General features: G+C 43.1%; 13 protein-coding genes and 1 other RNA gene. 8 read left to right on the forward strand and 6 right to left on the reverse strand.

Annotated elements, in window-relative coordinates; translation table 11 throughout:
* Positions 1-42: 42 nt before the first annotated feature.
* Positions 43-627 (reverse strand): crossover junction endodeoxyribonuclease RuvC, encoded by a 585-nt coding sequence (gene ruvC / locus U1P77_RS01865; protein ID WP_321155735.1) that lies wholly within the window; start codon positions 625-627, stop codon positions 43-45.
* Positions 628-807: 180 nt separating this feature from the next.
* Between ruvC and U1P77_RS01870 the strand changes: the two genes are divergently transcribed.
* Entirely contained in the window at positions 808-1,437 is a 630-nt protein-coding gene (locus tag U1P77_RS01870) for an FxsA family protein (RefSeq protein ID WP_321155736.1), read from the forward strand.
* A gap of 173 nt (positions 1,438-1,610) precedes the next feature.
* Here the strand turns inward: U1P77_RS01870 and ssrS are convergent.
* A non-coding RNA gene (ssrS, locus tag U1P77_RS01875) (6S RNA) lies at positions 1,611-1,805 on the reverse strand.
* Between the two features lie 255 nt (positions 1,806-2,060).
* On the opposite strand from ssrS, the gene gpmI reads away from it, so the two are divergent.
* Together gpmI and U1P77_RS01885 are read left to right on the forward strand one after the other, a co-directional pair.
* Positions 2,061-3,695 (forward strand): 2,3-bisphosphoglycerate-independent phosphoglycerate mutase, encoded by a 1,635-nt coding sequence (gene gpmI, locus U1P77_RS01880; protein WP_321156586.1) that lies wholly within the window; start codon positions 2,061-2,063, stop codon positions 3,693-3,695.
* Positions 3,696-3,948: 253 nt separating this feature from the next.
* Positions 3,949-5,454 (forward strand): S41 family peptidase, encoded by a 1,506-nt coding sequence (locus U1P77_RS01885; protein ID WP_321155737.1) that lies wholly within the window; start codon positions 3,949-3,951, stop codon positions 5,452-5,454.
* 168 nt (positions 5,455-5,622) lie between these two features.
* Here U1P77_RS01885 and U1P77_RS01890 read toward each other — a convergent pair whose 3' ends face one another.
* From U1P77_RS01890 to U1P77_RS01900, 3 genes are all read right to left on the reverse strand, one after another.
* Positions 5,623-7,302, reverse strand: a complete 1,680-nt coding sequence (locus U1P77_RS01890; protein WP_321155738.1) for a sigma-54-dependent transcriptional regulator — start codon at positions 7,300-7,302, stop codon at positions 5,623-5,625.
* Positions 7,303-7,483: 181 nt separating this feature from the next.
* Entirely contained in the window at positions 7,484-9,325 is a 1,842-nt protein-coding gene (locus tag U1P77_RS01895; protein ID WP_321155739.1) for a sensor histidine kinase, read from the reverse strand.
* A 157-nt stretch (positions 9,326-9,482) separates the two neighbouring features.
* Positions 9,483-10,118, reverse strand: a complete 636-nt coding sequence (locus tag U1P77_RS01900) for a response regulator (protein ID WP_201554986.1) — start codon at positions 10,116-10,118, stop codon at positions 9,483-9,485.
* Between the two features lie 414 nt (positions 10,119-10,532).
* Between U1P77_RS01900 and U1P77_RS01905 the strand changes: the two genes are divergently transcribed.
* Both U1P77_RS01905 and U1P77_RS01910 read left to right on the forward strand, forming a co-directional pair.
* Positions 10,533-11,609: a D-alanyl-D-alanine carboxypeptidase family protein gene (locus U1P77_RS01905; RefSeq protein WP_321155740.1), complete on the forward strand. Its 1,077-nt coding sequence runs from the start codon at positions 10,533-10,535 to the stop codon at positions 11,607-11,609.
* Between the two features lie 126 nt (positions 11,610-11,735).
* Complete coding sequence (locus tag U1P77_RS01910) at positions 11,736-12,413, forward strand: thiamine phosphate synthase (protein WP_321155741.1); 678 nt, start codon at positions 11,736-11,738, stop codon at positions 12,411-12,413.
* 111 nt (positions 12,414-12,524) lie between these two features.
* On the opposite strand, the gene U1P77_RS01915 is transcribed toward U1P77_RS01910, so the two are convergent.
* On the reverse strand, positions 12,525-12,854 hold the full coding sequence (locus tag U1P77_RS01915; RefSeq protein ID WP_321155742.1) for a TraR/DksA family transcriptional regulator: 330 nt from the start codon (positions 12,852-12,854) through the stop codon (positions 12,525-12,527).
* 427 nt (positions 12,855-13,281) lie between these two features.
* Between U1P77_RS01915 and U1P77_RS01920 the strand changes: the two genes are divergently transcribed.
* From U1P77_RS01920 to fba, 3 genes are all read left to right on the forward strand, one after another.
* A complete protein-coding gene (locus U1P77_RS01920; protein WP_321155743.1) occupies positions 13,282-14,496 on the forward strand; it encodes a phosphoglycerate kinase in 1,215 nt (404 codons plus the stop codon).
* Positions 14,497-14,778: 282 nt separating this feature from the next.
* Positions 14,779-15,183, forward strand: a complete 405-nt coding sequence (locus U1P77_RS01925) for a hypothetical protein (protein ID WP_321155744.1) — start codon at positions 14,779-14,781, stop codon at positions 15,181-15,183.
* A gap of 475 nt (positions 15,184-15,658) precedes the next feature.
* Positions 15,659-16,693, forward strand: a complete 1,035-nt coding sequence (fba, locus tag U1P77_RS01930) for a class II fructose-bisphosphate aldolase (RefSeq protein ID WP_321155745.1) — start codon at positions 15,659-15,661, stop codon at positions 16,691-16,693.
* The last annotated feature ends 8 nt before the right edge of the window (positions 16,694-16,701 follow it).

Raw genomic sequence — 16,701 nt, forward strand, 5'->3', positions numbered from 1 at the left:
ACATACAGAGTCCAAAAGACAGCAAGCTGAGTATGTACAACCTTAACGTCGATTATTTAAGTCTTCTTCTGTTAAACGCCAACGGCCTTTTTTCTTAGTGGCACCACGTCCGCTCATACCACTGTTAAGCAGCAGCTTATTCATAGAGTGGCTTGAATGTGCGTGACAGATTGCGCAGGCAAGACCGTCGGCGGCATCTTCTTGGGGTACCACATCCAGCGCTAGTATTCGGCAGACCATTTCTTGAACTTGTTCTTTGGCCGCCGCGCCATAGCCACAAACCGCTTGTTTGATTTGGCGCGCGGTATATTCTGAGACCTCTAAATCCAATGCCACTAAAGCGGCAATGGCTGCGCCTCGTGCTTGCCCCAGCTTAAGGGCAGAGTCCGGGTTTGCTGCCATAAATACTTGTTCAACAGCGGTATAAATAGGTTCATCAGAATATTTCATATGATGTTGAGCAATGCGAGTTAAGCCATTAAAAATGCGCTTAAGACGCTCAGGCATCTCTTTGGTTTCTGTGCGAATAGTGCCAGCATCAATGTACGTCAGCTTATCCCCCGTTTGTTGGATAATGCCATAACCAGTCATACGCGAGCCGGGGTCAATTCCGATAATAATTGCCATAGTATTCCGTTTCAGTATTCCATGTTGCTGCTATATGCTTTTTTAGCTTAAAAAACAGCCGTAAGTTTGATAGTATAACAAGCCATCCCCATATAGATCATAAGTTAAGCATTTTAATTTGCTTAACATTTAATTCTTAGCTTTAATATTACTAGTTTTAATTTTATAGGACGACACTTTATGGGTCAGATAGTTGGTATTGCCATCGTTTGGTTTATTATCGAGATGCTGCTGTGGTATTTGATTGCCCAGTTTGTTAGTGGCTGGTGGGTATTCATTTGGTTTATTATCGCCGCTGTTATTGGTATTTCCTTTATTCGCAAAGGTATGGCCGCTCTTAATCCTATGGCGCAGCAAATGAAAGCGGGCGGAATGACCAACCCTTCGGCGCGGCCGCAAGAGTCGACCATGATCAAAAGTGTTGCGGTGGCGGCGGCAGGTATTCTACTGCTTATCCCAGGGGTAATTAGTGATTTGCTCGCGTTACTGGTGGTATTACCGCCTGTGCAAAAGAAGCTGAAAGACATTGCCAATAACTATGTTATGAATAATCAGCAAAAAATGATGGAAATGATGGCCAAGCAGATGGGTGGGCAAATGGGCGGACAAAATCCATTTGGCGGCGCTGGTGGCATGGGCGGACAAAACCCATTCGGTGGAGCAGGTGATATGGGCAACCAAAATCCTTTTGGTAAACAGCAAAAAAGCCCATTTGGTGATGTTTTTAAACAGCATACGACTGTTGACGGTACCGCTAAAAACATCCCTAAAGATGTGAAAAATATTACTAAATCTGCCAATGATGAGTAGCTTGTAGTTTTAGTAAAGTGGCGACTAACGTGAACAAAGCTTTCGTTATTTATTAGTCGCCTGGTTTTTTTAACCACTATGGTTTGGTTAAAATTGACATAAAAAAAGGCCCCTTTTGTCATTGACGAAAGGGGCCTTTTAGTGATGATAACTAAAATTGGTTAGCATCGAAATTAACAACCGGAGTGCCGCCGTAAGATGGTGACCCATGAACCGTGAAGTTCAGGGCGGATACGTCATCACCTCGGTAGGTTTCCTGAAACACCGCAAGCGGTGCAGGCATACACAATGAAGCAATAGGTAGCGTATCCAGGTATAACGTTATCGGCTCAGGGAATAACATCCACTAGCCAACACTCCAGAATAAATCTATATTAACTAATGAAATCACTGATTGCAAGTTTGCTTTACAGATTTACACGTCATATTAATAATCATTTTATTTTTAATTTATAAGGGGTAAAAGTAACAGGTGAAAGTAACAGGTGAAAGTACTAAGAATATGCTTAAAAATGTCGAGTTTTCGGCTATTTTGAGATTTGTGGTAGTATAGAGGGCTTTCATCATCCTACTATAGCACTATAGGCGTTCATTCACTTGAGGAGCGGTAATCTATGACCAGTATGCAGCAACAATCAGAGTCACTTAACGACAGTCAGGCCCAGCCTAATAATAAGCAGAATAAAAAAGTGCCGCATGTCTTAATGATATTGGACGGCTTTGGGCATCGTGAAGACGAAAAAGACAATGCCATCGTTGCCGCCAATATGCCAAATTTAGATAAGATTTATCAGCAATATCCGCACGGGCTGATTTCAGCATCAGGAGAAGATGTGGGTCTACCAGAGGGACAGTTCGGTAACTCAGAAGTCGGGCATATGAACCTAGGCGCCGGTCGTGTTCTCTATCAAGATTCAACTCGTATCTCAAGTGAACTTGTTGACCGTGAGTTCTATAAAAACGAAGCGTTAGTGGGCGCAGTGAACGCGGCTAATGAGTTGGGCGGCAATGTGCATATTATGGGTTTATTGTCTGATGGCGGCGTCCATTCGCATCAAGACCATATCGAAGCCATGTGTCACTCAGCACTAGTTCATGGTGCAAAAAAAGTCTTTGTCCATTGTTTTTTAGATGGTCGCGATACCCCGCCTAAGTCTTCGGATAAATATATTAATCGGTTGCGTGAATATGTGAACAAGCTCAATGCCCACTATGAAGGTCGGGTGCAGATTGCTAGTATCATTGGGCGCTACTATGCGATGGATCGTGACAATCGTTGGGACCGAGTGCAAAAAGCTTATGAATTAATTACCGAAGGTAAAGCGGATCGTCTATCAACCCGTGCCGATGGAGCGGTCCAAGCGGCCTATAAAGCGCGTGAGACCGATGAATTTATTAGTCCTACTGTTGTGATTGGACGAGACGAGACGCCCTATACCGTTAACGATAATGATGCGCTGATTTTTATGAACTTTCGTGCTGACCGTGCTCGTGAGCTTGCGCAAGCGTTCGTCTTACCAGATCATGAGTTTTCAGGTTTTGCCCGTCATAAACGTCCTAAACTTGCGGCCTTTGTGATGTTGACTAAGTACTCAGATGTTTTAGCCGATAATGCGAAGACCAGTATTGCCTATTATCCAGCGTCATTGAGCAATACGCTGGGCGAGTACTTGCAGGATAAAGGTAAAACGCAGCTGCGTATCGCTGAGACTGAAAAGTATGCTCACGTGACGTTCTTCTTTAGCGGCGGTCGCGAGGCAGAATATGAAGGAGAGGAGCGTATCTTAGTACCGTCTCCTGATGTGGCGACTTATGACTTACAACCTGAAATGAGCGCCTCTGAAGTGACCGATAAACTGGTAGCAGCTATTGAGTCAGGCAAACACGACGTATTGATCGTGAACTATGCGAATGGTGATATGGTCGGACACACGGGTATCTTTGATGCGGCGGTGCAAGCAGTAGAAGCGCTAGATGTGTGTGTGGGTCGAATTGAGACCGCAGTACGCGCAGCTGGTGGCGATATGTTGATTACTGCCGATCATGGCAACTGTGAGCAAATGCAAGATTACGACAGTGGTCAGGTACATACCCAACATACCACTGAGCATGTGCCCTTGATTTATATCGGTAAGCAAAAGGTACAAGTACGTAGCGGCGGTAAGCTTAGCGACGTGGCACCTACCATTTTGGCACTGATGAATATTGAGCCACCAGCTGAGATGACTGGAGAAAATTTACTCATTCCAGTTTCTTAATGACATAGCCTTAAATTTATTTCAAAGTTTTGGCTAATAGCTTATAAAGGAAGGGAAAGGCAGTAATTGTTTTTCCCTTTCTTATACAATAGGTTTTGTCCAATTCACTTTTAATACTGTTAATAGTAATACTGCCACTTGCAATACTATCCTAGTGATTAACATCCTCTTAATGCTATCTTATACTCTATCACTTGCATATAATCTTATGACAATAAGCTTATATGCTTTCCTATTTTAGATGAGTCCTTTTATGCGTCTATCAGCTTTTAAACGACCAAACAAACTGGTTATACCAGTAGCTATAAAGCCTGCTGTTTTTAAGCCTGCGTTTATGATTGCTCTGCTTGGGATAGGTAGCGTCAGCTTGTACGCTCAAGCGGCTACTATAACGCCTGTCGATACTAGTGCCAGCAGCCCCACAGCAGGTATACAGCTTATCAGTCTAAAAAGTGATGAAGTCCCGTCATCGAATGAGGCTGATAATTTAACGGATATAGCCGAAGGATTAGATGCTGCTGACCAGACTGATGATTGGATAGATAACGTACCTGATGCGAGCGCTGTAACTGATGATCTAGACTACAATAATTCAAATGATATAAATACTGATATTCCAGCTGAGGTCGCCCACGTCTCTTTGAAAGCGATTTCACCTGAGACCCTAAAGACCTTTGTCGCGGTGGTGGACCTAGTTCGGCGTGAGTACGTTGATGCAGTCAATGATGAAGAGTTGTTCAATAATGCTATGAGTGGCTTGCTGACCAAGCTTGATAGTCATGCCGAGTTTTTAGATGCTGAAGCTTATGATAATCTACGCGCTTTTACTCAAGGTGATGTCGGTGATGTCGGGCTGACAGCCACTTATCAACCAGAGGTAGGATATTGGGTCATTACCGATGTGATTACTGATTCGCCTGCTGATAAAAAAGGTATCGCTGTTGGTGATTATTTGCATCAAATTGATGAGTTCAAGCTTGATGACAATAAGCAATCCAATGATGTTAAGCAGTTGCTCACCGGTATTGCAGGTACGCAAGTCGATATTATTACCTCAAAAGCAGGTCGCCGTAAACATACCACTACTTTGCAACGTAATAATAACCATCCTCAAATTATTGAGACGCGTCTTGTTGATGGTATTGCTATTGTTAAATTACCGGCCTTTCAAAATAACAGCCGTGAACAAATCTTACAGAGCCTGATCAGTCTAAATGCTCCGGTTTCAGGTATATTATTAGATATGCGGAATAATCCAGGCGGCGTTCTGGCTTCAGCGGTACAAATAGCCAGCTTGTTTATGACGGATACCGATGTGGTAAAAGTAAAAGGTCGCCAAAGTCCCCTGCAAACCTTGTCTACCCAAGGCACTGCAGTACTTAAACCTCTGCCGGTTGTCATCCTACAGAATCGCTATTCAGCATCAGCAGCAGAAGTGTTGGCAAGCAGTTTACAGGCACAAAAGCGTGCGACTATTGTAGGCGAGGTCAGTTACGGCAAAGGGTCAGTACAATCAGTAATACCGCTTAATGAGGAACAAGCGGTCAAGTTAACGGTCGCCCATTACCTAACAGCTGCGGGTAAAAAGATAGATAGAATCGGTGTACAGCCTGATATAACTTTATCGGGTAGTGAGAATACGTGGGAGCAGCAGGCGCTCGATCTATTACGCCAGCAAGAGCGCCCTTCGGGCATACGCTTTGTGAAAAAGGATACTTCAAAAGCAAGTGCTGTTGAAAAATCGATATTGAGTAACTAGGGCGTAATAGTTTTTTAATAAAAAATGATGTTTAATAAAAATTGATATTCAATAAAGAAGCTTAGTCATAAACTTCAATACTCTAATGTCCATAAATTAATACCCGTAACCCAATAACAGAGTCTGTTTAAAGCATTATTAACAGAGTTATAATCTTTTGGCCAAACACTACTCACCATGTTGATCTTCAGCAATATCTAGTTTTTTCATCCGATAGCGTAATGAACGAAAAGTGGTGCCTAGTAGCTCAGCAGCTTGGGTTTTATTCCAGTCAGTCTGTTTAAGCGCAGTAATAATCAAGCGCTTTTCTTGATCTTGCAGATAAGCTTCTAGCCCTTTTTTAGGCAAATCGGCCTCAGATGCGCTTACTAATGACGACTGACTGTTTATTTTCTCGATAAATAACCCTTGTTCACGCCGTTTGTCTGTTTCATCAGTATTTTCTGGGGCGTTAGTAGTTGAGCGTTGAATGTGTGAAGGGTAGTGCTGAGTGCGGGTACGGTAAGGATGCAAATTAGTTGTCGTCGGCCCAGTTGCTGTTTTTGTCGTCGTTGGGGCGTTTTTATCCTGACTTGTTATTGGCTCAGTTGGTGGTTCGTCAGCCATGTTAAGATTGGCTTCAGCAGGTTCATCAGTAGTAGCTTTCTCATGATGCGTTAGAGACTTATGATTGACGTCAATTTCAGCTAGCCCTAGATGACTGACGTCAATTGTTGCTGTTTCAGCTAAGGTTAACGCGCGCTCAAGTAAGTTACGCAGCTCGCGGACGTTACCGGCGAAATCATGGTGCTGCAAGCGCTGGCAGGCATCCGCTGTCAATGTTGGCGGTGTATCAAGTTGCCACTCCTTGGCAATCAATGCCAAAAAATGCTGGGCTAACACTGGGATATCATCACGACGGGCATTCAGGGTGGGCAGCTTAAGCTCAATAACGTTGATACGGTAGTATAAGTCTTGTCGAAATGCGCCACTTTGTACCAGCTGGTCTAAGTCTTTATGAGTCGCTGATAAGATACGAATGTCTACTGGCACTTCTTTGGTATCACCGATAGCGCGTACAGTTTTTTCTTGAATGGCGCGCAGCAGTTTCACCTGCATTGCCAATGGCAAGTCTGCCAACTCATCTAAAAACAACGTACCCCCATTAGCCTGCTGAAACAATCCTTTTTTGTCAGCGACTGCACCGGTAAAGCTGCCTTTTTTATGGCCGAAAAACTCTGATTCCATCAATTCTGAAGGTATTGCGCCACAGTTTACGGGCACAAAGCTACCATCTCGGCGCGGACTTAAATCATGAATCAGCCTTGCCACCACCTCTTTACCCGTTCCTGAAGCACCTGACAAAAATACAGGGGCTTGCGAGCGCGCCAGTTTTAAAATGGTGTTTTTGAGAGTGTGCATCACTGCTGAGTCACCAATCAGACGGCTGTCTAAGATCTGCTGCTCAGGTGAGCGCTCAGTCGTGGTTTTTTTATCATCGTCCTGATGAACAACCTTTAAGGCATTTTCAACCAGCTGGCGTAAACGTGGTAACTCAAGAGGCTTATTCACAAAATCAAAAGCCCCAAGCTTGAGTGCCTTAATAGCCAAATCCATACTACCGTGTGCGGTAATGATAGCTACTGGGGTGCTAGAGCTGTTACTAATTTGCTTGACCAATTCTAGACCTGAACCATCAGGTAGGTTTAAATCAGTTAAGCAAAAATCATAGGCATTGTCTTGCCAGTATGTTTTTGCTTGCGATAAAGTATAAGCGACATCGCTTTTGATGCCCATCTTAGTTAGAGTGATTTGCATCAGCCGGCATAAATCTACTTCATCATCGACGACTAGCGCAGTTTTTGTCATACATACTCTCATTTTGTTCATGGTGTGCAATTGCTACAAGGTTTTAAAAGGTGACGTATTAAAAATTATTGGTAAAAGGTATGGCTATAAATTGGCGCTATGCTCACATCAGCAGTAGGTTTTTTGAGCGCATTATGGGGTAGTGTTTTGCCTGTTCGTTGAGCCTGCTTATTAAAACTGCTCATAAAGAGAAGGGGCTGTTGGCAGCTTTATTATCGGCAACAGGCGCAATGACGCGAAAGCAGGTTTTTTCATGCTCAGGAATATAAAGTAAACGGGCTTGATTGGCTTCGCAAAATGATTGAGATAAATATAAACCCAAACCTGTGCCTGACTCAGCAGTAGTAAAAAACGGATTGAATAAACGGTTCAAATTAGCAGAACTAACGCCGCAACCACCATCTAAGACATCAATTATAACATCGTTCTCGGCACGATAAATTTCGATTTCCACATAAGCATGAGGGTGGGCGTAGCTACTATGACGTAAACCATTATCAATCAGGTTGATCAAAATCTGTTCTAATTGGTGGGTGTCAAATTGTATGATAGGTTGCGTGCGCATATGTAAGAAAACATCGTGATCTTGAAAGTGATTATCCAGAAATAGCGGCATCCATTCAGCCAGAGCTAGCGTTTGTTGGTTGGGTATTTGCTGCCGCGATAGTTTTAAAACATTCTCAATAATGCGATTAACGCGTTTGGTTTGTGCAAAAATCATTTTATAGAGCTCATGGTTGTCACTGTCACTGCCGCTATCGATATTACTGTCATCGTCCGTAACACTTTCTACCACATCTTCCATCAATAGTTGGCTGGCTTGTGAGATGGCCGCCAGAGGATTCCTTATTTCGTGAGCAATGCTAGCGGTTAATTGTCCAAGAGACGCTAACTTTAACTGTTGAGCACTGGCCTGTTCACGGCGTAGGTCCTCTAACATCACCAGCTGACTGTGGTCCTTTAAAGGGATAGTCTGTACGCGCAGCTTACCAACGACCGAAGCGCTTGCCGCTGCCGGCAACTCATAAATAAAGGCCCGTGACTGATCCGTTGCTACTGACAAGCAGCCGTTAAGTAGTTGCGGATGTTGCTCGCCGAGCTGCTGTTGAAAGTCAGATAAAAGACTGATGTCAGTGTGGTTCTGCTCACCCTTATTCTTATTTTGTGCCTGTTTGGACTGAGCATTAGAGAGGCTATCAGAATCTGCTGCAGTTTCGGCAGGTGTTTTGCTAGTGCTATTATCAATAATAGTTTTGTCAGTAAGGGATGCCAGCGAGCGTTTAGGGATACTGAGTAACTGATAAGCGGCGAGGTTGGCTAAGACAATATGTTGTCTATCAATTACTATGACGCCGCTGATCATTTGACTGATGACTTCTTGGTTGATGTCGTTGAGTCGTTCGACCTCTTTGGCATGGTGTGCTGCCACCTTTTCAACGTGTACCAAGCGCTGTGAGATGGACCAGCTCAGAAATCCTACTGCCAAAAAGCTTGCTGATATTAGCAACGCATCACCTAAGTTGGTCAAACTCATGCTATTGGCGATGGCGTAAAAAAACTGCTGATAAATAACAAAAATGATGGCGAGCAAGGTAATAATGAGTGCTTGTGAACCATTCAGTAGCATAAAGCTTGCCGCCACTACCACCATGTATAACATAGTGAGCTGTAGATCAGGAGCCCCGTTAGTATAAAGCAGTAGGCTTAAGATAATCACATCTAGCGCCAGTCCAAAAGCCAGTTGCCGCTGTAACTGTTGTTTGGTGGCCACATAGAATAACCCCAGAAGAATTAAGCTGAGTAGCACATAAAAACTAAGGACAGTCTGCTGTAATAAGCTTGGCAGTAGTAAGCTACTATCGGTTTTGGTGGTCACATAGACCATTAGCATAAAAAATATACTGACAATAAGCCGATAACTGCTATAAATTAGCCCGATTCGGCGTAACTGCGGTGGGGGTAATGTATCACCTTGTTGAAAATACTCAGTGATAGCGGTGATGGTTTTAGTAGCAGATTTCATAAATTGACCGAAAAGGTGAAAGTAGATACTAAGTGCTCAATACGGCCTAATATCTAAGCTGAATATAGAAAGTAAATTCAGCCCCACTTTGATAGCAAAATGTCAGAGCTACGCATTGAAAATGCAGAATTAAAAATCCGGTACTAAAAAATCTAGTCTACGGTTGAATTAAACCATGCCGAATAGCCAAATGGGTCAATTTAACATCACTATCGACACTGACTTTTTCATAAATACGGTAGCGATAAGTATTGATGGTTTTGACACTAACAAACAACTGATCCGCAATTTGCTGGGGGCTTTGACAATTGACCACCATCATTGCCACTTGTTTTTCGCGATCACTTAATAAGTCGAAAGGCGAGGCGGCATTATCTGATAGTAGGATTTCGGCCAGCTGCTCGGCGACATCTTGGCTAAAATAACGTCCGCCTTTATAGATTTTTTTGACCGCTAGCAACATCTCATCAAGCGGGGTGCCTTTAGTAATGTAACCATTTACCCCAGCTTTTAGCAGCATCGATGGATAAGGCTGAGCAGACATACTACTTACTGCCAAAATCTTGATACCCATGTCCAGCTGAACCAAGCGCTTGGTTGCTTCAAGCCCGCCGATATTAGGCATATTAACATCCAGTAAAACCACATCAGGCCGCAGCTGTTTGGCCAGTTTAATCGCCATATCGCCGCTGTCCGCTTCGCCCACTACTTCAATATCAGCACTGTCAGCTAACATACGGCTAATGCCCATCCGTACCAGATCATGATCATCTACTACCAATACTCGAATCATAGTTATACTCTTTACTATCTGACAAAATGAAAGGTGTATTATTAACGTCAAGTCACTACAGATAATTGCATGCTTGGTGTAAGTACAGTTTTACATACTGAATGTAACTACTGCAATGGCGTTGCTCATTTTACACTATGAGAATCTAGTCATAAGCGTATAAAGTCAGAAATCACTTTATATTGCTATATTGTTAACCAATATTGCTAAAAACCAAAGCAAATGTAGCAAAAATTGAAAAAATTAAACAAACGGGATGAAATTGATTTAGGAGATAAAACTTGAATGCAAATCATGATACACTAAAAATACAAAAACTCTATGTGAGTCTCTAAAAACACATCTATAAACGCTACGTATGTTATCGACGTCAAATGATTTGTAACTGACGTGATATCGACAGCAGGGGGAAGAATGAAGCAACTACCATTAACCAAACAGCAATTAATCGCTGCACTGATTTCGTTGAGTTTGGGCAGTGTTGCACAAGCAGCCCTTACTATTAATGGTAGCTCTGAAGCCAATACTAATACTAATGCTCGCGTGAGCTGGGGCGGTGCCGATAGCTTGTCGGAAGCCCGTAATATTATGTATAAGGCTCCTAGTTCTCCTATCAAGAAAGTCGATAATGGTTATGGCACGACCAACGTTACCAATGCTAACAGTTTTGGCAGCAGTAGCAATAGCTATAACACGACCTACCGCGGTAGTTTTGGCAGTAGCAGTATGTTGCCTATCAGTACCGACTCACGCAGCGTAGCGGTGATTGATTTAGAAACGGGCGAATCTATCTACGAAAAAAACGCAGATACCTCACGCCCAATGGCAAGTATCACTAAACTGATGACAGCTATGGTTGTTTTAGATGCTGGGCTCGATATGCGTGAGGAAATCACACTAGATCCAGAAGACTTCGTTGGTCCCAAACGCGCCAGCTCGAACCTTAAGTCAGGTGATCGCATGAATCGTGCTGAGTTGCTATTGATGGCATTGATGAAGTCAGAAAACCCAGCTGCAAAAAGCTTAGCGCGTAATTATCCGGGTGGCTATAGTGCCTTTATGCGTGCGATGAATCGTAAAGCTCAAGAATTGGGCATGAGTAGTGCCTTTTTCGGTGATCCAACCGGTCTTGATAAGCGTAACGTTGCCTCATCGAATGATTTGGTAAAAATGGTACGCGCTGCAGGTAACTACGATGTGATTCGCCGTTTTACGACTACTAAAAGCTATGACTTCTTTGTTGCTAACAATTCTAGTGGTAACCGTACCTATAAAGCGAACAATACCAGCAGCCTAGTTCGCTCAGGTGACTATCCAATTGGTATCTCAAAAACTGGCTTTATCAATGAAGCAGGACGTTGTGTGGTCATGGAGACTCGCGTCAATAATCGTCCGGCCATTATCGTTATTCTAGGTGCGAACAGTTCAGCAACGCGCTGGGGTGATGCCAAAAATATCTTAAGTAGCTTAGCGACTCGCCGTACGGTCTAATTAAACAAAGCGGTGATCAATATTGACGATGCAGCCTATGTTATAAAGCATGTGCTATAAAATAAATAGAAAGGCTGTTATATGATATAACGGCCTTTTTTGTGTTTTGAGCTTAAGGATATTTATATGGCTACATTACCAACGCTTATTCCTGTGCCTAAGTTGTACTTACTCACCAACGACGATGAGTTTAATCTGCTTTATCGCAAGCTTGAGACTGCTTTAGCCACAGGGTTAATAGGACTGCTACAAATCCGTCGTAAACAAGTATTAGCAATGCCAAACGGGCAAGCAACCTTATATAACGAAGCGGTACAAATCGTTATGCTAGCTAGAGAGTATGGTGTTCCGGTAGTAATAAATGATGACATTACATTGGCAGCCAAGCTTGGGGTTGGCGTACATTTAGGGCAGCAAGATGGCAGTGTCAATCAAGCAAAACAGCAGTTGGCTCCCGAGCAAATTATTGGTCGTACTTGTCAGGGTGATATCGCTCTAGTAAAAGAGGCGCAAAGTGACGGTGCAAGCTATGCGGCAATGGGGGCAGTATTTGCTTCCACTACTAAACCTAATGCCAATACCATTTCCCGTCAGCAGCTTATCGATGGCTGCCAAGAAGCTGTTAACAAAAGCATGGACATGTGTGTGATTGGTGGTTTAACTGCGGAGAATATTGGACAGTTAGGAGGCTTACCGATTGCTTATATCGCGGTAGTGGGCGATATCATAAATTTACCTGTTGATATGATTGCTAAGCGTTGTCAGCAATGGCAGCAAGCTTTAACTGATTGGCATGTTGTTTAACAAGGGTTTTTTAACGATTAATACCTAAATCCTAGTAATCGAAAAGCGCATAAATCGATGTGCGCTTGACTGGTAAAGGGTAAGAAAATCCTTGTCTTACAGACTACTTATTCATTCAGCATGTTCCATACATAAGGTAGCGTAAGGCACGGCTTGCAAACGTTGTTCTTGGATTTGTTTGCCGCACACTTCACATTCTCCGTAAGTACCGTTTTCGATACGGCTTAGCGCATTTTCAATATAAATAAGGTTTTGGTGTGCTTCTGCCGCGAGCAGTTGGCGTGTATCGTTTTGACGAATAGAGATCGCTTGGTCTTCCCAGTCTTTATTGAGCTCATCCTGCGGATTTTGGATATCATGCTTTATTTTAGCAATGCGAGTCTCATACTCTTCTTTAAGTTTTAGTAGTTTTTGTTTGGCAGCATCTAAGTCAACGCTCATAGTGATCTCCTGATAGCTCTTTAATAAATTATTGTTTAATGGATTGTTGTTATTCTCTACTGTTCTATCATAAGGGCGGTAGGGGCTGAGTACCACCACGAAATGTTACTGATTTTTCAATTTATCTTAAACGAGATATTTTTGACGACGAACTTTTATTTTTTTAAGTTTAATGATGGCTTGGTAAATTGGTCGTTATGCTATGGCCACGCCTAAAATTTATAGCACGTTGCCTATAGAATTTTGCTAGAAAGCTGATAGAATGCAGCGGCTATTGTTTGCGCCCCAATATTTTTGATAAACGATATCTATAAAAAAGCCAACAATGAAAACTAATTTACGTAGACTACTATTTATAACGATCACTTAACCAAGATAAAATACCACAAATTAATGAATAGATTGAGACCTAGCATAGGAGCAGGTAATGAATTTTTTGCGTATGAGTGAGCTGGTTCTAACTGACAAAGTAGTATTGATTCGTGAAGATCTAAATGTGCCTATCAAAGACGGTAAGATTACCAGTGATGCGCGCCTACAAGCCAGTTTACCGAGCATTAGATTGGCACTGGATAAAGGAGCGGCAGTAATTGTATGCTCGCATTTAGGCCGTCCAACCGAAGGTAACCCTGAGGTGCAATATTCACTCGCGCCAGTTGCTGACTACTTAACCGATAAGCTTGGGGTGCAATTAGCGCCGCCAGTAACTCTTAATAGTGAGTATCTTACTCATGGCGTCTCAGTAAAAGCGGGTGAGTTGGTCTTGTTGGAAAATGTTCGCTTTAATAAAGGCGAAAAAATAAACGATTTTGCGTTGGCTCAAATATATGCTGACTTATGCGATGTGTTTGTGATGGATGCTTTTGGCACTGCTCATCGCGCGCAAGCTTCAACCGAGGGCGTTACCCAAGCAATGCGCCAAGCAAATAAAACCGTTTGCGCAGGGCCTTTATTGGCCGCTGAGCTTGATGCCTTAAGTAAAGCCTTAGAGACCCCAGCGCAGCCGATGTTGGCTATTGTTGGTGGCTCAAAAGTATCGACTAAGCTTGAAGTCTTGCATAATTTGGCTGAAGTTTGTACGCAGATTATTGTGGGTGGCGGTATTGCCAATACTTTCTTAGCGGCTGAGGGTCATAGTGTCGGTGCGTCTCTGTATGAGCCGGACTTAGTTGATACTGCCCGTCAGATTATGAAAAAAACGGATATTTTATTGCCTGAATATGTCGTAGTTGCTGATAAAAATGACATCGACTTTGCAGACTTTATCGGCTCACTGCAACAAGCGACCGCCACTGTCAAATCCGTTGACGCTATCGGCGAGCATGACATGATATTAGATATTGCGCCGCAAAGTGCCGAACTATTAGCGGATGCCATTGCCAACGCGAAAACCATCTTATGGAATGGCCCGGTTGGCGTTTTTGAAGTGGATGCCTTTGGCGCCGGCACCCAGATTGTGGCGACGGCGGTCAAGGATAGCGACGGCTTCTCGATTGCAGGTGGCGGCGATACATTAGCAGCGATTGATAAGTATCAAGTGGCCGACGGCGTAAGTTACCTGTCAACGGGCGGTGGGGCGTTCTTAGAGTTTGTAGAAGGTAAAACGTTACCAGCAGTAGCAGCCTTACAAATTGACGGCTGATAGATTCTAAAGCCACTAGCTATACTGCAATATAATGATTCAGTAACATTAGGTGTACAACTTTCGCTAGGTATCTAAGTTAGGCTATAAAACTCGTATAGTGGCTGTCATAATTAGTTTATTAAACTAAAATTCAATAATTAACAGCCATTATTAAGTCGTTCATTGTTAAGTCGTTATTATTTGTTAATATAATAAAGAGTGTTATTGCATGTCTTATTTGCACTCTATAAAATAGCGCCACCATGTATTTTGACATGCATTATTTACAAGAGGTTTACTATGTTAAAACGTCATTTGTTACTTGCTAGCGTGCTTGCTGGTACTTTCGCAGTCACTGCATGTAGCCAACAAACTGAAGAACAAGCGGAAGATACCGCTCAACAAGCTGAAGATACTGCTGAGTCTGCTGGTGATGATATCGCCGCCAACACTGAAGCAGCTACTACTGAAGCCGAAATTGCAGCACAAAACGCTGGCACTGAACTTGCCGATGGCGCACAAACTGCTGGCGCTGTTGCTGCTGGTGCAGTCGTAAATACTGGTGAAGCCATTGCCGATGGTGCTAACACCGCAGTTGTAAATACAGCTGAAGTAGTCGCTGATGGCGCTAACTCTGTTGCTGATGGCGCATCTGATGTAGCAAACAATGCAGAAGAAGAGGTTCCAGCAGATCAACAGTACTAATCAGTAGTACTAACAGTATTACTAAGTTGTAATTTTACTAAAAAGTTAACGTATTAAAACCTAAAAAGCCTTGGCAATTCCAAGGCTTTTTTGTGTTTGTCAGCCTGTGGTTTTTATAATTTGTTCGAGTGCTTAATTTAAGTAACTGATTTAAGCACCTATAGTCAATATCGGTGTAATGAAATAGATACGCTAATAATCACCCGCGGCTGTTTTGAAGTAAATCGACTATAACAAAAAAACGTGCCAGACAAATAAATAGGCTGACAACAGCTGCGAAGGGGTGGCAAATTTTGCTATAATCACCGCGTATTGCTTTTAATAAATAATGACTATCAAAGACCATTAAGTCTTTTATTAATTTATAACGATACAACTATGTCAAAGCAGGAATTTTTGGGTAATTTCTGTAAAAACTCATATTCAAAAACCCTGTACTTAAAACAATTTTCAAAATCCAATCAGAGAGCGTGTTATGGCCCTAATCTCCTTACGTCAACTTTTAGATCACGCCGCTGAGCACAACTACGGTGTTCCTGCCTTTAATGTGAACAACTTAGAGCAAATGCGGGCGATTATGATGGCGGCTGACGCTTGTAATTCCCCGGTAATTGTTCAAGCCAGTGCCGGCGCACGCGGCTATGCAGGATCAGCGTTTCTACGTCATTTAATTAGTGCTGCCATTGAAGAGTGGCCACATATTCCAGTGGTAATGCACCAAGATCATGGCATGTCACCTGCCGTCTGTCAGCGTTCAATTCAGCTTGGATTTTCATCAGTGATGATGGATGGCTCGCTTGGTGAAGACGGCAAAACACCCATGAATTATGATTATAATGCCAGCGTCACGCGCGAAGTGGTTAAATTGGCCCACGCTTGCGGCGTTTCTGTAGAAGGTGAGATTGGCTGTTTGGGTAGTCTTGAAACCGGTATGGCTGGCGAAGAAGACGGTTCTGGCGCCGAAGGCGTGCTCGGTCATGAGCAACTATTAACCAGTGCGGATGAAGCGGAACAGTTCGTCAAAGATACCAACGTTGATGCCCTAGCGATAGCTATTGGTACCAGCCATGGCGCGTATAAGTTTACCCGTCCACCAACCGGCGATATTTTATCTATTGAGCGGGTAAAAGAGATTCATGCTCGTATTCCAAATACTCATCTGGTGATGCATGGTTCCTCATCAGTACCGCAAGAGTGGCTAAAAGTCATCAACGAATACGGCGGGGATATTGGCGAAACTTATGGCGTACCGGTTGAACAAATCGTTGAAGCGATCAAGCATGGCGTACGTAAGGTCAATATTGATACCGATTTACGTTTGGCCTCAACGGGTGCTATTCGTCAGTATTTAGCGCACAATCCTAGTGACTTTGATCCTCGTAAATATTTCAAAGCGTCGATGGTTGCAATGTCTGACATCTGTAGCAATCGCTTCGAGGCCTTTGGCTCTGCGGGTCAAGCGGATAAAATCCGTCCGATCAGTCTTGAAGGTATGGTTGATTTTTATTAGTAAATCAA

This window comes from Psychrobacter sp. LV10R520-6, assembly GCF_900182925.1.
Classification (GTDB): domain Bacteria; phylum Pseudomonadota; class Gammaproteobacteria; order Pseudomonadales; family Moraxellaceae; genus Psychrobacter.

Coding starts and splice junctions, on each gene's coding strand:
- ruvC (WP_321155735.1), bottom strand. CDS start 627: ATGGCAATTATTATCGGAATTGACCCCGGCTCGCGTATGACTGGTTAT.
- U1P77_RS01870 (WP_321155736.1), top strand. CDS start 808: ATGGGTCAGATAGTTGGTATTGCCATCGTTTGGTTTATTATCGAGATG.
- gpmI (WP_321156586.1), top strand. CDS start 2,061: ATGCAGCAACAATCAGAGTCACTTAACGACAGTCAGGCCCAGCCTAAT.
- U1P77_RS01885 (WP_321155737.1), top strand. CDS start 3,949: ATGCGTCTATCAGCTTTTAAACGACCAAACAAACTGGTTATACCAGTA.
- U1P77_RS01890 (WP_321155738.1), bottom strand. CDS start 7,302: ATGACAAAAACTGCGCTAGTCGTCGATGATGAAGTAGATTTATGCCGG.
- U1P77_RS01895 (WP_321155739.1), bottom strand. CDS start 9,325: ATGAAATCTGCTACTAAAACCATCACCGCTATCACTGAGTATTTTCAA.
- U1P77_RS01900 (WP_201554986.1), bottom strand. CDS start 10,118: ATGATTCGAGTATTGGTAGTAGATGATCATGATCTGGTACGGATGGGC.
- U1P77_RS01905 (WP_321155740.1), top strand. CDS start 10,533: ATGAAGCAACTACCATTAACCAAACAGCAATTAATCGCTGCACTGATT.
- U1P77_RS01910 (WP_321155741.1), top strand. CDS start 11,736: ATGGCTACATTACCAACGCTTATTCCTGTGCCTAAGTTGTACTTACTC.
- U1P77_RS01915 (WP_321155742.1), bottom strand. CDS start 12,854: ATGAGCGTTGACTTAGATGCTGCCAAACAAAAACTACTAAAACTTAAA.
- U1P77_RS01920 (WP_321155743.1), top strand. CDS start 13,282: ATGAATTTTTTGCGTATGAGTGAGCTGGTTCTAACTGACAAAGTAGTA.
- U1P77_RS01925 (WP_321155744.1), top strand. CDS start 14,779: ATGTTAAAACGTCATTTGTTACTTGCTAGCGTGCTTGCTGGTACTTTC.
- fba (WP_321155745.1), top strand. CDS start 15,659: ATGGCCCTAATCTCCTTACGTCAACTTTTAGATCACGCCGCTGAGCAC.